Source organism: Marinobacter fuscus (assembly GCF_003007675.1).
Lineage (GTDB): Bacteria > Pseudomonadota > Gammaproteobacteria > Pseudomonadales > Oleiphilaceae > Marinobacter > Marinobacter fuscus.
The window spans coordinates 141,387-156,205 of sequence record NZ_PXNP01000076.1 but is presented as its reverse complement, the minus strand read 5'-3'; the positions used below and the strand labels follow the sequence as shown (position 1 = coordinate 156,205).

Here is a 14,819-nt window from a genome sequence, read left to right as displayed (position 1 = left end):
AGCCTTATCTATCAGGCATCGGCTGTGGCGGGACCGCGGACTTCTTCAGCCGGGCTGGCTGCGCCCTTGATGAAGAAGCTGCCGAAGTACACCACCAGGCCAGCCATAAAGAAGGCACCGGCGACGAATCGCATCCAGTAGAACAGGGCAATCTGATCCTGGCCCGCCATGAAAGACAGTGCCTCGCCGCTTTCCGGAATCCGCTGCAGCCACACCTGCAACACTCCGGCGCCGGTCAGGAACAGAGTGATGAACACCATAGAGATGGTCATCAGCCAGAAGCCCCACATTTCCACAATCTGCGCCGTGTTGCTGTTGCCGTATGGACGGCCACGCATGATCGGCACCGCGTAGGAAATGATGGTCAGTACAATCATCACGTAGGCACCGTAGAAGGCCATGTGGCCGTGGGCGGCGGTGATTTGGCTGCCGTGGGTGTAGTAGTTCACCGGTGCCAGGGTGTGCAGGAAGCCCCACACGCCAGCGCCCAGGAAGGCCATAACGGTTGTCCCCATGGCCCAAAGGGTGGCGGCCTTGTTCGGGTGGTTCCGGCGGCGACGGTTGATCATGGTGAAGGCGAAGACCACCATCATGAAGAACGGCAGCGGCTCCAGCGCAGAGAACACAGAGCCCAGCCACAACCAGTACTCGGGCGGCCCGATCCAGAAGAAGTGGTGGCCGGTACCGATGATGCCGGTAATCAGGGCCATGGCGATGATCACGTACAGCCACTTCTCGATCACTTCGCGGTCAACACCGGTCAGTTTGATCAGTACATAGGCCAGGATGGCACCCATGATCAGTTCCCACACGCCTTCTACCCAGAGGTGAACCACAAACCACCAGAAGTACTTGTCGGTGGCCAGGTTGCCCGGGTTATAGAAAGAGAACAGCCAGAGTACGGCCAGGCCCACCAGGCCGGTGATCAGTACAATGTTGACCACGGTCTTGCGGCCTTTCAGCGCAGTCATGGCGATGTTGTACAGGAAGGCGACAACCACCACGGCTATGCCGATCTTGGTGATCGTGGGCTGCTCCAGGAACTCTCGGCCCATGGTGGGCAAGAGCTTGTTCATGGTGATATCCGCCAGGGTGGAGTAGTCCACAAACAGGTAGCCCAGAATGGTCAGGGTGCCGGCAGCGGCGAATACCCAGAACAGAATCCACGCCAGCAACGGGCTGTGCAGCTCGGTCTGGGCTTCTTCCGGTACCAGGTAGTAGGTGGCGCCCATAAAGCCGAACAGCAGCCAGACAATCAGCAGGTTGGTATGCACCATCCGCGCAACGTTGAATGGAATTTCCGGAAACAGGAAATCGCCCACAACGTATTGGAGACCCAGAATCAGGCCGAACACAATCTGGCCGGCAAACAGAATCAGGGCAAAGATGAAGTAGGGCATGGCGACCCTTTGAGATTCGTATTTCATATCTGCTCCCTCAGCCTTCGATGTTGGGTGGCCAGTTGTTGTCGTCGATCTTGGATGTCCACTCCAGGAAGGCAGCCAGGTCCTCGATTTCCGCGTCGGTCAGGCCGAAGTTCGGCATCTGGCGGCGACCGGGAATGTTGGTGGGCATGGCGTTCATCCAGGCTTTCATATAAGACTTGAAGACCTCGGTATCACCGGCGCCCCGGCGATCAAACACGTTGGCCAGTTCAGGCGCGAAGTAGGCACCCTCGCCCATGATGGAATGACAACCGACACAGTTGTTCTTTTCCCACAGATGTTTGCCACGGACTACCTGCTCGGTGAGCTCCTCGCGGTTATCCCGCTCGGGCATAGCACGCAGCTGAGTGTCAAAAGTCAGAGCCAGGAACAACAGGACGAAGAACGCACTCCCGCCCAGATATATGTTCCTGGCCATGCTTTTGGTAAAGCGCTCGGCCATAGGTCTCTCTCCTTGGTTGTTTGAAATACCTGACTGCCCCACTAGGATATAAAGATGTATCCCCAATGCTATTGATGATTATCAAAGATGGTTGGAACTTTCTCCATTGCGCTGGGGAGTTACCTCCAGGGAGGTAGATGATAGACTGCCCGCCCGACGTATCTTCAGCCCCGAAACCGGAGACCCCATGTCTGCAGCCCTGGCTCTGTTGCTCAAGCTTTTGCCCCTGTATGTCACGGTGCTGCTGGGCTGGCTGGCGGGGCGTTTTCTGGAGGCCAGTGGCAAGCACATTGCGGGCATCATGCTCTACATCATGACGCCCTCGGTAGTGTTTTCCGGGGTGATGGCTGCGCCCCTGAGTACCGAAGTGATTCTGCTGCCATTGTTGGTATTCGGGTTTTGTACCGTCATCGCCCTGCTGCATATGCCGATTGCCCGCCGCTGGTTGTCCGATGGCAGTGCCACCGTGATTCCCTTGTCTGTGGGCACGGGGAACACGGGGTATTTTGGGATACCGGTGGCTTTGTTGCTGTTCGGGGAGCAGGGCCTGGCGCTTTATATCGTCTGTATGCTGGGCACCACACTGTTCGAGAACTCCGTAGGCTTCTATCTGGCGGCCCGGGGCAAATACAGCATCGGTGATGCCCTGGTGCGGGTGGCGCGGCTGCCGTCGGTGTATGCATTTTTGCTGGCGGTGGCGTTGAACCTGTCTGGTGCCTCAATCCCGGAGGTCTTCGAGCCCCTGTTCGATAACTTGCGGGGTGCTTACAGTGTGCTGGGCATGATGATTATCGGAATGGGGATTGTCAGCCTGAGGGGGCTGGCGGGTAATCTCCGGTTTACCGGCCTGGCGTTTTTCGGCAAGTTTGTTGTCTGGCCGCTGTTTGCGCTGGGGTTCTGGTGGCTGGACAGCCAGGTACTGGGCATTTACGGCCCGGCGGTGCATCGGGCCATTTTCCTGATTTCCATTGTCCCCATCGCCGCGAATACCGTGGTGATTGCCACTCTGCTGGATGCCTCTCCGAAACAGGCAGCAGGCACCACGTTGCTGAGCACCTTCTTTGCGCTGCTGTACATTCCGCTGATGGTCGCCTGGGTGTTCTGATCAGTTATTGCAGGGCACCTCGGCGGGTTGGGCGGCTGAAGCTCTGGCCCCGTCGATATCGACCCGGGCGTGCCGCACCACACTGATGCCGGCGGTAATGGCGAGAGTGCCCATAATGGCCGCGACGATCAGGTCCGGCCAGGCACTGCCGGTACCGAATACACCGAGAGCGGCACCCATAACTGCCAGGTTGCCAATGGCGTCGTTGCGGCTGCATAGCCAGACCGAGCGCATATCGGAATCCCCCTCGCGGAACTGGAACAGAATTACCGCCACCACAACGTTAGCGACCAGCGCCAGCATCCCAATGGCGCCCATGGTCAGCGGTTCCGGTGCCACTCCGCTCTGCATCACCCAGAGCGCCCGGCCCCAGACGATAAACCCGAAAACCGTCATGGTCAGCCCCTTGACCATCGCCGCCCGGCCGCGCCAGAGCATGCCCATACTGAGCACACTGAGCGACAGCACGTAGTTGGCACTGTCTCCGAAGAAGTCGATGGCATCGGCCATCAGTGAAACCGATCCGGACTGGATACTGGCGACCCCTTCCACCAGAAACATCGCCAGGTTGACCCAAAGGGCAATCCACAGAGCTTTGCGAAAGCCCGGGGCAGGAAATTTGGGTTCGGGAGCCGAACAGGAACAAGCCATAGAAACCTCCAATGAATCTTTGTTTCTATTTAAAACCCTGTAGTTGCTACAGGGTCAAGGCTTGTGCCGATTTTTTCGAATTCATCGGGCGCGAGCGAGAAGGCGAACGGGTTATCAATGGCCATCAGGTGTTCCCGTTGCCATGGGTGCCGGGTACATGGTTGTGCTCTGCTGACGGTGACTGGGCGTTTGCAACCCGGCCTATTTCCGCTGACAGGCCACCAAGGATGCCGCACTCCTGTATGGTGCCCGGAGTGGCGCAGGCCCGTTGCAGATTGACCAATATACCTTCCAGGCTGGCCAGTTCTCGGAGCCTGGCGCGCACGTGGTGCAGGTGGCGTTCCAGCAGGGCATCCACTTCCGAGCAATCGGCGGTGGGGTTTTCCGCCAGCCGGATCAACTCGCGGATCTCGTCTTGCGCCATATCCAGATTCCGGCAGCGCCGGATGAACAGCAGACGATCCAGGTGATCCTGACGATAACTGCGATAACCGTTCTCACCGCGCTCAGGGGGCGGCATCAGTCCGATCTTCTCGTAGTAGCGGATGGTTTCGACAGGGACTTCTGCCTGTCGGGAAAGTGCGCCGATTTTCATGTCCCGTTCCTGCTATTATCTACCTGCTGTTATTCGCCAGCGATTACCTTATAGCCTCGCCGATGTCCCGCCACACTGGCAACACCTGTGAGTGAATTGTTTTCACCGCTCGTAAGCCCCGGAGCCATGCTTTGAACCCCTACCGTCTGGAAAAACGCAACGTCGCCAACCTGGTTGTCAGTCAGGTAATGTTTATGATTACCGCGATCACCGTGATGACCCTCAGCGGTGTGATCGGCCAGCGCCTGAGCCCGGACTCCAGCCTGGCCACTTTGCCCATTGCCATCATGATGATTGGAACCGTGGTGTCCACTCTGCCAGCTTCGCTGTTCATGAAGCGGGTCGGTCGACGTGCCGGGTTTGTTACCGGTGCAGTGTTCGGTGGCGTAGCCGGTGGTGCGCTGAGTTTCTGGGCGGTAGCGGTGGAATCCTTTTGGTTATTCTGTGCGGGCAGTGCATTGTTGGGGCTGTACCAGGGGTTCGCCATGTATTACCGGTTTGCCGCGGTAGATGTGGCCAGCCCGGCCTTTCGCAGCCGGGCCATATCGTTTGTGCTGGCCGGAGGCGTGCTGGCCGCGTTTCTGGTTGCCCTGGTGTCGGGTGCCATCGGTTACGGCATTATGGTGCTGGTGATGACGGCCACTCCGCTGGCCATGCGAAGCGCGGGCTACGCCATGTCCGACGTGGCGTTTATCATGCAGTGGCATGTTCTGGGTATGTATGCGCCATCCTTTTTCACCGGCAGTTTGATTGCCCGGTTCGGGGTTGGCCGAGGCGCAATGGCGCTCAGGGTTGAGAGTTGGTGCAGTCTCCGGTCAGGTTATTGATCCACTTCGCCACCAGGGCGACACCTTCCTCGTGGGTCAGAGAACGGGCGATTTCCGGCATCCGGTCGCCCGGGTTGGTGGCTTGCATTCGGAAATGCAAAATCGAGTTTTCAGCGTCGCCGGGTTTGATGTCGAAACTCAGGCTGCCGCCGCCGTAGGCAACCGGCTTCTTACACACACCGTGGGCGAATTTTGCAGTTTCGAAGTCCCGCCAGTATTCCAGGTTCAGGCCGGTATTGCTGGCGCCGCCCTCCGGGCGATGGCAATGGGCACAGTTGCTGTCCAGATAACCTTTCGCCAGGGCCTGTATCTCCGCCTCGGTTTTGCTGCCCAGGCTTTGCAGGTCGCTGTCCTGATACACCGGCACCTTGTCGACCGTCGATAGGTCGGCCGGAAGCCCCTCCAGAATGCCCGCTTGCTGCCAGAACATCAGCTGGTTCTGCGTGCCTTCTGTACCGTAGTCGAAGTTGCCGTTGAGGTGTCTGGCTTTGGGGCCAATGGGCTCAAACCGGCTGACGGAGCTGTTGGAATCTGCTTTGAGCTGATGGCACTGCTTGCACTGGTTCATATCCGGCACGCTGTAGGTGAAGGGGCCCAGTTGCTTGCCGTTATGGATCACGGTTTGCCGCAGGCTGTCTCCGGCAATGGCCAGAGTGGCTTCGGTGCCTTCATCGTTCCAGATATAGGGCAGGGCGGCCCAGCCCGCTTGCCGGCGAATCAATAGCCGGGTTTCGAGCTTGGTTTCATTGTCGATGCCCCGGAAGGCGGTGTCGGCAGGCATGGCAAAGGTTTTGGTGATCACTGTGCCGACGGGAAAGTCGAAACTCTCTTGCTCTGAATAGGCCGCCTTGGTGCCTTCGGGAACGAAGACAAAACGGTATTTGCTGGTGTAATCACTGAACAGGGGCGTGTTCAGGTCGTAGGGGATGCCGCCACCATTCGGGTTGCGGGTGGGGTCGCTCGGGTTCTGGAATAGTCGATAGTCAGATAACGCTTCGCAGTTTTCACTGGCAAGTGCTGCGGCGTTGATAACACCGCTGCTATTGGCGCACGCCGACTCGGGCTGGGTTGGTGGTGTGGCGGTATCGTTGCTGCCACTGCCTCCGCCGCAGGCTGCAAGAGCCAGCAAGCTGGAGAAAATAACGCTTCGTTTTATTGTTGTCATGAAACTCTCTCCGCCCACACACCCCGTGTTGCAGAGGGTGTGTGGGTTAATGCTGAGGAATGGGTCAGAGGGCGCAGGACGCGGCACTTGGATCGCCAGTCTCATTGCTTGCGCAGCCGTACGCTTTGCCGTTGATGGTGGCTTTGGCTGGCGCCAGCCGAGTTGGCGGTGTGCTGCAGGCGAGAAGCCCGGTTTGCGTTGCTTCAAACTTCAGGGTTGCTTCAGGGGCTGATGGCGTGTTTTGCAAACCGTTGGCCGGGTCAGTCGGGTCGGTACCATACACCTGGCCGTAGCTGACACCGCCATTACTCGAAGCGCAGATGCGTTCGCCGTCGCCAAATGGTGCGCCGAGCAGGGCCGCTGCCATGCCCGAATTGGCCATTAGCTCACCAATACCGTCGTAGAGTACGGCCGGAAGCCCGCCGTGAAACGCGGTGTACCCCGCAATGATGTCTTCAATCAGTTTGCCCCTTGGGCTGGCACCGGATTCTGAGATGTCGTTGTCGCGAAGCTGAATGTTTCTTGGCACCGGAGTCCAGCCGTCTGCAACAACCGGGGCATATTCCGCGGCACCTGTGGTCAGCAGGGTATCATCGGCCAGCAGGTAGCTGGTGATGGCGACGGATAAGGTGTCGTGGTTGGTGATGGTGTTGTTGTAGATTTCCACATCCGGGGTTGAGAGCACAATGATGCCGGTGCCGGGAGGCACGATATGAACACCTGCGGCGAACTCACTGGCGTTGGCAAAGTTATCGGTGTTGTTATCGGTGACCTGGTTATCGAACACCCGGACGTTGGAGCCGTAGTAGCCCTGGCCGATAGGCAGGTCGAAGACCAGAATGCCACCGGTATTTCCTCTGGCTTCGTTGTCATACACATCGGCGTTAATGGAGTTTTCCACCTCGATACCGGCCACGTTTTCAACCGCTATGTTGCGGCGAACCACAATGTTCTCTGCCTGGCCAACATAGATACCGGCATCGGCTGAGCCCCGCACATAGGAGTTCTGGATCAGAATGTTCTTGCTCTGAACCGGGTACAGGCCGTAGGCGCCGTTGTCCTTGTTCAGTTCACCTTCCCAGACCGTGGCAACAGAATCCAGAACAATGCCGTCGGTATTGATCAGCTTGATGGCGTTGTTGGCGGCTTCGTAAACGCCGAGATTCCGAATCTCGATACCCTGGCCATTCTGTACGAACAGTCCGTCACCGCCGGTGGATTGGCTGAAGTCGAGAATGGTTTTGTCTTTGCCGTAGCCGAGAATGGTGATATTGGAGATTGGTGTTCCGGTTCCGGCAGAGTCGCCGTCAAAGGTCAGGGTGTCACTGATCTGGAAGCGGCCTTCGGGGAACACGATCACGTCGCCGGATTCCGCGGTGATAAAGGCTTCCTTGGCGGCCCGTGTCAGGTCGTCGGCAGGCAGCATGATGGCATCATCAGGGAAGGCAGGATTTTGAGAAGCAGAATCGTTGTTGTCATTATCTGAGCCCCCGCAGCCGGTCAGGGCGAGTGCCAGGGTCAATCCAATCACGCCAGCGCTCTGGCGCTTGCCTTGGTCTGCAGTCATTTGAACGTTCTCCATTGTTGTTATAGGTGCCTGTTGCTGATCAGGCACTACCACAATAGGAGTCAGGGGTCAGTGCAGGCCAATGGAAGCGTTGTGCAGAAGCGTTCAACCACTGTGCAAATTATGAAAAATGCTTTTTATCAAGGTGTTGCGCGTTCATCTATGTTGGACTTCGTGGCTGGTTAAAAAGTGAAATTTCATTATTTGCACAGCTCCGGTTTGCCAGTTTCTGCTCCCTGAAGGCGGTGGGCGTGGTGCCTGTGCAGTCCCGGAACGCCCGGTTAAACGAGCTTAGCGTTCGGTAGCCCACGTCCAGAGAAATGTTCAGGATGGGCTCTTCGGGCGTTTGAACCAGGCGATCCCTTGCCTCGGCGATGCGTAGTTGGTTGATGTAATCATTAAAGTTGCGATAGCCCAGTGTCTGGTTGATCACTTTGCGAACCCGATATTCCGGAATCTTCAGGGCATCGGCCAGTTTGGCAAGGGTGAGCTTTTCCTGTCGAAAGAAACCGTCTTGCATCAGGGACTGCAGTTGTCGGGCATCATTGTCTTCTGTCGGAGTTGACGAAAGCCTGGCTTGTTGAGCTGCTGCGGGTGCCGGAACCTGGCTGTGGGATTCGAAACTTCCCGGTTGAGCCGGCGGGCCCTCCGGCATTGCAATGGCGGATAATTCCAGCAAGCCTGGCCGGGCGGTTGCGATGCAAAACAGAATTGCCAGCGATGCAAGGCTCACAATGAGGCCCCGGGACGCATCGTGATAGATCCCGAAATTCAGGCTGATCGTTGCAACACCCACGGCACTACCGAGAATCAACAGCAGCGCAAGACGGGCCGTGCGTCGGGTTTCAACCAGGTCATCCCGCCAATGGCGGATAACATGGGCAACGCCATGTAACACGACAATGTATTCGAACCATTGCCCCAGATTCCAGCCTAGATAGACCGCCCAGCCTGTCCAGACTCCGGATTCAATAAACGGCCGGGACAGAGCCGGTGCCAGAAAACTGTAAAGTGCCATCGCCCCCCAGGGGCTGAGCAGTTTCGGGCGAGGCGCGAAGATTAGCTGGCACATCAGCCAGAACAGCAGTGGCAGTGCCGTTTGCAGATCCGAGGTGATCCAGCGCCAGCCAGACGGAACGAGCGGATCGGTCAGATAGGCGGAAGCTGCCACAATGATCAGCAGAAACAGCTTTCCAACCAGCAAGTGCCTAAGATCCCGCCAGGAAATCATGAACAGGGATGCCAGGCATCCCAGGCCAAAGCCGGTGAGCGTGAGCATGGAGAACCTTTGCAAAGACTCTTTTTTTTTATCGTGAGCCCAGTATAAAGGAGTTTTCCAGGGCAGAACATCGACCGGTTAGCCAGGCGAGGCGGCAACCCTACACCCGCTTGATCAACTCAGAGCTTGAACGCACTCATCGCCCCGGACAACTCTTCAGCCAGTTTCCGAAGTGCTTCGACTTCCTTCAGGCTGGCAGCCATATCCTCGGCGGACAGACTGCTGAGTTCGGCGATGTTCTGTACGTTGCGGCTGATTTCTTCTTTCTGGGCAGGGTGTTGTGGTGTTCACCCGCCTGTTTGGAATGCTGGTACACGGTTTTCAGGCTGATGGTACCCCAGGCCAGGTGGGGCTCAGTCGGGAATAGGCCCGGTGGGCGGTGAGCGGCGACGACATATTGTACTGATAGCCCACGCAGCGGCGTTCCAGAAATGAGTTCAGCAGGGCGTCTGCCCGGTCACTGCCGCCCGCCTGCCGGTTCGGGCAGGCGTCAGGGTTCAACTTCGGCGGTTGCGGAATCTGCTCCGGCCACCCGGACGTATCCGGAGCCGACAGGGATTTTGGAGCATCCTCAATGTCCGGGTCTTGGATAAGGCGGTGCCAGTGTGAGCCCCAGGTATCCCTATCCCGTAATTTCAACGAACGCCCATTGCCGTTGCGAGGTGTCCGGCTGTTGCCAGTATCCCGGTTCGACCACATACAGCGGAATAACCGGCTGCCCGCTGCGGGCAGCCGCCAGCAAAGGCCCGTGATCTGCCACTCGCAAATCCCGTTTGAACCAGACGACAATCGCCATTAGTGGTGCCCTCGCTGGCGCCGGCAGCGCTCGCTGCAGTACTTTACCTGATCCCAGTCTCTGGCCCATTTTTTCCGCCAGTTGAACGGGCGCTGGCACACCGGGCAGGTTTTATTGGGTAAGTGGCTTTTCTTGTGCATTGACGTATTCTGGCTTTAATCAAAGAGATTTCTGTAGATATACGCAGCTGACTTTGCAGAGGTTTTCATGTTTCGACCTGAACAGCGTGTTCTGCCACCTAAAGTGATGGTGTTCGACTGGCACGGCACCCTGGTGGATACCCATGATGCCATGTTCAGTGCCATGGAGGATATGCTGCCACAACTCGAAGAGTTGGGGCTGGTGGAGCAGCTTCTGCCCGAAGACGCCTGCCGTACCGAAGACGATGCCCGGCTGGTGCGCTACATCCGCATCTATCGGCGCCTGCACCCGCGCATTCTCGCCGAGCGCCGGGTATCTCGTACCGATATCTTCAACGCCATCTTTGGCGACAATGTCCCCGCCAAACGCATTGCCCACCATGCCTACAACCAGGCTTATCGCAAGTATTTCGGGAAGGTGAAGCCGTTTCAGCCCGGTGCCCGTGAGTATCTGTCGGCCCTGAAGGCTGCGGGCATCAAGCTGGCGGTATCCACCAACCGCAACCGGGAGTTTCTCGACAAAGAACTGCAGATTCTGGACAACGGCCGTTGGCTCGACCTGTTTGATGCGACCGTCTGCGCCGACGACGTAACCGAATACAAGCCCGATCCCCAGGTGATCCTGAAGGCGTTGGAAAAGCTGGGACTCCCGGCGAATCAACACGCCTGGTACGTGGGGGATAGCTACATCGACATGCTGACCGCCCACCGGGCGGGTGTGGCCGGTATTTTTTACAACGGGGCCTGCTGGGATCCTGAGCGCATTGCCAGCTGGTTTACCCGGCGGGATGGGCCTGCGGCGGTGGTCGACAGTTTTGAAGCCTTGATGGACTTGCTGGTGGAATTGCAGGCCCGGCAGCCGGATGTCTTCAGTGCGTCGCTGGCCAGCGTACGGCCAGCACCTTTCCCACCGCCCGAGCGCCCGGAGCCCCGCATCGAGCCCGATTGGCATCCGGCGGTGGTGCGGCTGATCCGGCCCGCGGTGATTTTGTTTGACTGGCACGCGACTCTGGTGGATACGCTAGACGCCATGTACCACGCGGTGGATGACATGCTGCCGGACTTCCATCACCTGGGCCTGATGAGCCGTATGGTGGCGCCGGAGGACAGCAAAACGCCGGAAGACGCCCGCCTGGTGGCCTATGTGCGGGAGTTTGCCAAGCTGCACCCGAAAGTGAAGGCAGACCGGAAGATCTCACGCACCGATATTTTCGAGGTGCTGTTCGGAGAAGATCAGGAGGCGAAACAAATCGCCCACAAAGCCTTCAATCATCACTATCGCAACCACTACGGTACGGTGAAGGCGTTTGAGCCCCGGGTGCGGGAGATGCTGGAAGGCCTGCGCCGCTTGGGCATACAGGTAGGGGTGATAACCAACCGGGACCGGGAATTCTTCGAGCATGAACTGGCGGCGGTGGAAGAGGTTGGCTGGACGAGCCTGTTCAATGTGGACGTGTGCGGTGACGACACGCCGCTGCGCAAGCCCCATCCCGACCAATTGCTGCTGGCGGTGCAGAAACTGGATTACCCGCCGGACCCCAGTGTCTGGTACGTAGGGGATTCCACCACGGATATTATTGCGGCAAAACGCGCGGGCATGACGGCGGTCTTCTTTAACGGCGCCCAGTGGGATCTGCCCTGGCTGAACCGGATCTTCCCGGGCACCCATAAGCACCCGGACAAGCCGGATGTGGTGGTGAATGATTTTTCCGAGTTCTGGGCGCTGGTACTGGCCTGTGAAATCGGGCCGCCTTAGGGTTCGATTCGGCGCTCAGGCGGCATCGGTATCGTTTCGTCCTTCAATGCCTGCTCTATATCCAGGCCAAAAATCAGCACACCAAGCAGGCCGTTGTTTGGCTCGGCAAGAGGAACCGGGAAGCTCACGGTCAGTTGGTAACGGCCCGTGGAGGGGTCGTAGTCGACCGGTGAAATCAGCATGGACGTTCGGCTTTTGGGTCCGTGTTCGGTTTCCATTACGAGGTTTTTGAACTTGTTTTCATCCCCTTGCCAGTAGTCGGATGATAGCTGGCTCATGGCCACCATAGCGCCGGATTCGTTGGTCAGCAGGACTTCTGTTACCAGAGAAGCCTGTTCTGATTGCCACCTGGCCAGCGTACGGGATGCCGGTAACTGCAGGATTTCGTCGGCCAGTGGTGTCGGGTGGTGAGGGGCCAGAACCTGCCAGAGCATATCCTTATTGAGAATACTGGTGAGGTTGCCCGACTCGGGGCCCTGGGCGATGGCATTTTCCAGGTTGAGGGTTGCTGAAAGATCCTTTGCCAGGGCCTTGGCCACTGACTGTATTCGGGCGGTTTCCTGTTCTGAAAGCGCTACGTTGGGGGCCGAGCAGTGGGCCAGTTCATCGTTGAAGCGGGTTAAAAATTCCGGGTGTAGATCAGTAAAGGGGCGATTAACGTAAAGGTGCAAGGGCGCATAGCGAACGAAACTGGAATTCAATCGTACAGATTCTTTTTCCCCGGGCTCCTGTAGATCTGCCATGGCGCGCTGATCCATCAGCGCCAGGTCAATACGTCTGCGCTCAAGCAGCGCTGGCAACTGTTCTGCGCTGGCCACGCTGATAAAAGGTTTCAGACCATGGCCTTCCATCCATAGAGCTTCGTTACTGCCTCTGACGACACCAATTCTGACCTGTTCCGGAGCGGGCAACGAGGAGGCGGTGTAGAACCAGTACCATTCCTCAAGTGCCACCGGATGAGTGGGTTCTGCCATTGCGTCCATTACTGGCGACGACTCGACCGCAAAATAGCCGTCAACCAGGTTGCGTTCCAGCGAATATCTGGCGCGACTCTGCGGCATCAGGCTTATTTTACTCTGAAAACCGGCACGCTCCATGGCGCATCGGACTGTGGTGGTGGTCTCGCCAATCACCACGGGGATGTTGGCTTCGCTGTGTTGATATGGGGGGGCGGAAAAGGTGTAAAGGCTGATGATCTCATGGTGGGCCCGCGCAGTGCCTGAAGCGGCGATGAGTAGTATCCCGATAATCAGGGCCCGAAATTTCATGGAGGTCTCCAGCAACGAAGGGTTTGTCGCAACTGGAAAAGCATAGCAGTGTTAGGCGGTGTTTTCTGCAATTCGCTTTGGACACACAGGTTTAGAGGCTGTCCAGGTTATCCAGCAGCCACTCTGCACGGGCGATCAGCGCCTGCTTCTTGTCGCTTGCCTGGCGATCCCAGTTCCGGTACATCATGGCCATGCGGGGGTTGCTGGCGAACGCCTTGCGGTGGCGGTCAAGAAAGTGCCAGTACAGGCTGTTGAACGGGCAGGCCTTATCGCCGGTGGCATCCTGAACCCGGTAGTGGCAGTTCTGGCAGTGATCCGACATTCTTTGAATGTATTTGCCGCTGGCGGCATAGGGTTTGGAGCCCAGATAGCCTCCGTCGGCGTGCATCACCATGCCCAGTGTGTTGGGCAGTTCCACCCAGTCGAAGGCGTCGATGTACACCGCCAGATACCAGTCGCAAATTTCTTTTGGCTCGATGCCGGTAAGCAGCGCGAAGTTGCCAGTAACCATCAGCCGTTGAATATGGTGGGCGTAGCCGTTGCGCCGGGTGGCATCGATGGCTTTGTGCATGCAGCGCATGCGGGTGTCGCCCGTCCAGTAGAACCAGGGCAGTTTGCGGGTGTTGCCCAGCCGGTTTTCGTCGGCATAGTCCGGCATCAGCAGCCAATAGATGCCGCGCACGAATTCGCGCCAGCCGATGATCTGGCGAATAAACCCTTCCACGGCGTTCAGCGGTGCTTGCCCGGAATGCCAGGCCCGGGCGGCCGCTTCGCACACATCCAATGGGTCCAGCAGGCCGGTGTTCAGGTAGGGCGACAGAATGGAATGAAACAGCCAGTCTTCGGTATCGGACAGGGCATCCTGATAATCACCGAAACAGGGCAGGGCGTAGTCAATGAAGTGCTCCAGGGCCTGCCAGGCCTGCTGTTCGGTTACGGCAAAGTGGAAATCTTCGGTGCTGCCGAAGTGGTCTGAAAAGTGGCGTTCGACCAGTTTGATGACATCCCGGGTGATGTCGTCCGGTTCCATCCGGAACGGCGCCGGTGCTGGCGGCTTGCCGGACCACTTCTTGCGGTTGTCGGCATCGTAGTTCCAGTTGCCGCCCTCGGGCTCGTTGTCCGGGCTCATCAGCAGGCCGGTTTTCTTGCGCATCTCGCGATAGAAAAACTCCATGCGCAATTGTTTGCGGCCTTGCGCCCAGTCGGCGAACTCGGGTTTGCTGCAGACAAAGCGGGTGTCCGGCCGAATCTCTACCGGAACCTTTAACGTGTCTTGCCACTGGCTCATTTGCTGGTGCAGGCGCCACTCGCCGCATTCGGTGGCGATTATCCGCGCCGGTTGATGTTCTTTTACCCGTTGCGTGAGTACCTGGCCGAGGGAGGTTGCTTCGTTGTCCGGCTGATATTCCTGGTAGTGCACCCGCCAGCCTTGCCCGGTCAGTGCCTGGGCGAAGTGGCGCATGGCGCTGAAAATGAATACCAATTTTTTCTTGTGGTGGTTGGTGTAACTGGCTTCTTCTTTGACTTCCGCCATTACTACCAGGTCGTTGTTCTTGTCGGCGTTTTCCAGTGCCGAGAGCCGGGTGGTCAGTTGATCCCCGAGGATCAGGATGAGGTTGGCCATGGCGCAGGCTCCGTGTGAAATGTTCCTTTAGAGGTAGGCAGAATACGCCATGGGCGCAAGGGTGGTTCAGTGGTTATGCTGGTACACTTGAACACTACAGCGTGCGTGGCGATGACCCGCATCAACTGATAACCCAGCGCCATGGGGCATAATGGCCGC

Annotated in this window: 15 protein-coding genes; 3 read left to right on the top strand and 12 right to left on the bottom strand. The window is 57.9% G+C overall.

Translation table 11 applies throughout. The features are described 5' to 3' along the window. Positions 1-11 precede the first annotated feature (11 nt). Together C7H09_RS10250 and C7H09_RS10245 are read right to left on the bottom strand one after the other, a co-directional pair. On the bottom strand, positions 12-1,427 hold the full coding sequence (locus C7H09_RS10250; protein ID WP_106762421.1) for a cbb3-type cytochrome c oxidase subunit I: 1,416 nt from the start codon (positions 1,425-1,427) through the stop codon (positions 12-14). Positions 1,428-1,437: 10 nt separating this feature from the next. Beyond that, positions 1,438-1,887 carry a c-type cytochrome gene (locus C7H09_RS10245; RefSeq protein ID WP_106762420.1) on the bottom strand — a complete coding sequence of 150 codons (450 nt, stop codon included), beginning with the start codon at positions 1,885-1,887 and terminating at the stop codon, positions 1,438-1,440. A 187-nt stretch (positions 1,888-2,074) separates the two neighbouring features. Here C7H09_RS10245 and C7H09_RS10240 point away from each other — a divergent pair, with 187 nt between their 5' ends. After that, complete coding sequence (locus C7H09_RS10240) at positions 2,075-2,992, top strand: AEC family transporter (protein WP_106762419.1); 918 nt, start codon at positions 2,075-2,077, stop codon at positions 2,990-2,992. Here C7H09_RS10240 and C7H09_RS10235 read toward each other — a convergent pair whose 3' ends face one another. Continuing rightward, the gene (locus C7H09_RS10235) at positions 2,993-3,643 is read right to left on the bottom strand and encodes a cation efflux transmembrane domain-containing protein (protein ID WP_106762418.1); all 651 of its coding nucleotides are present in this window, start codon (positions 3,641-3,643) and stop codon (positions 2,993-2,995) included. A 124-nt stretch (positions 3,644-3,767) separates the two neighbouring features. Continuing rightward, positions 3,768-4,238: a Cd(II)/Pb(II)-responsive transcriptional regulator gene (gene cadR, locus C7H09_RS10230; protein WP_106762417.1), complete on the bottom strand. Its 471-nt coding sequence runs from the start codon at positions 4,236-4,238 to the stop codon at positions 3,768-3,770. A gap of 131 nt (positions 4,239-4,369) precedes the next feature. Here cadR and C7H09_RS10225 point away from each other — a divergent pair, with 131 nt between their 5' ends. Beyond that, positions 4,370-5,065: an MFS transporter gene (locus tag C7H09_RS10225; RefSeq protein WP_206074307.1), complete on the top strand. Its 696-nt coding sequence runs from the start codon at positions 4,370-4,372 to the stop codon at positions 5,063-5,065. On the opposite strand, the gene C7H09_RS10220 is transcribed toward C7H09_RS10225, so the two are convergent. The 6 genes from C7H09_RS10220 to C7H09_RS10195 all read right to left on the bottom strand — a co-directional run bounded on the left by C7H09_RS10220 (position 5,025) and on the right by C7H09_RS10195 (position 10,012). Continuing rightward, a complete protein-coding gene (locus C7H09_RS10220) occupies positions 5,025-6,230 on the bottom strand; it encodes an SO2930 family diheme c-type cytochrome (protein ID WP_106762416.1) in 1,206 nt (401 codons plus the stop codon). The two genes, C7H09_RS10225 and C7H09_RS10220, sit on opposite strands and share 41 nt — an antisense overlap. Before the next feature lie 64 nt (positions 6,231-6,294). Further along, positions 6,295-7,797: a parallel beta-helix domain-containing protein gene (locus tag C7H09_RS10215; RefSeq protein ID WP_240616554.1), complete on the bottom strand. Its 1,503-nt coding sequence runs from the start codon at positions 7,795-7,797 to the stop codon at positions 6,295-6,297. A 160-nt stretch (positions 7,798-7,957) separates the two neighbouring features. Beyond that, positions 7,958-9,076 (bottom strand): helix-turn-helix domain-containing protein, encoded by a 1,119-nt coding sequence (locus C7H09_RS10210; protein WP_106762414.1) that lies wholly within the window; start codon positions 9,074-9,076, stop codon positions 7,958-7,960. 321 nt (positions 9,077-9,397) lie between these two features. Beyond that, positions 9,398-9,715: a hypothetical protein gene (locus tag C7H09_RS19760; protein ID WP_133166223.1), complete on the bottom strand. Its 318-nt coding sequence runs from the start codon at positions 9,713-9,715 to the stop codon at positions 9,398-9,400. Next, positions 9,699-9,872 (bottom strand): deoxyribodipyrimidine photo-lyase, encoded by a 174-nt coding sequence (locus tag C7H09_RS10200; protein WP_106762412.1) that lies wholly within the window; start codon positions 9,870-9,872, stop codon positions 9,699-9,701. Before C7H09_RS10200 ends, C7H09_RS19760 begins: the two co-directional genes overlap by 17 nt. After that, a complete protein-coding gene (locus C7H09_RS10195) occupies positions 9,872-10,012 on the bottom strand; it encodes a DUF2256 domain-containing protein (RefSeq protein WP_106762411.1) in 141 nt (46 codons plus the stop codon). The genes C7H09_RS10200 and C7H09_RS10195 overlap by 1 nt, the downstream gene beginning before the upstream one ends. Positions 10,013-10,079: 67 nt before the next feature. Here C7H09_RS10195 and C7H09_RS10190 point away from each other — a divergent pair, with 67 nt between their 5' ends. After that, positions 10,080-11,768, top strand: coding sequence for an HAD family hydrolase (locus C7H09_RS10190; RefSeq protein ID WP_106762410.1), 1,689 nt, complete (start codon positions 10,080-10,082; stop codon positions 11,766-11,768). On the opposite strand, the gene C7H09_RS19885 is transcribed toward C7H09_RS10190, so the two are convergent. Both C7H09_RS19885 and C7H09_RS10180 read right to left on the bottom strand, forming a co-directional pair. Next, a complete protein-coding gene (locus tag C7H09_RS19885) occupies positions 11,765-13,036 on the bottom strand; it encodes a transporter substrate-binding domain-containing protein (protein WP_106762409.1) in 1,272 nt (423 codons plus the stop codon). The two genes, C7H09_RS10190 and C7H09_RS19885, sit on opposite strands and share 4 nt — an antisense overlap. Before the next feature lie 91 nt (positions 13,037-13,127). Further along, on the bottom strand, positions 13,128-14,660 hold the full coding sequence (locus tag C7H09_RS10180; protein WP_106762408.1) for a cryptochrome/photolyase family protein: 1,533 nt from the start codon (positions 14,658-14,660) through the stop codon (positions 13,128-13,130). Positions 14,661-14,819: the final 159 nt, after the last annotated feature.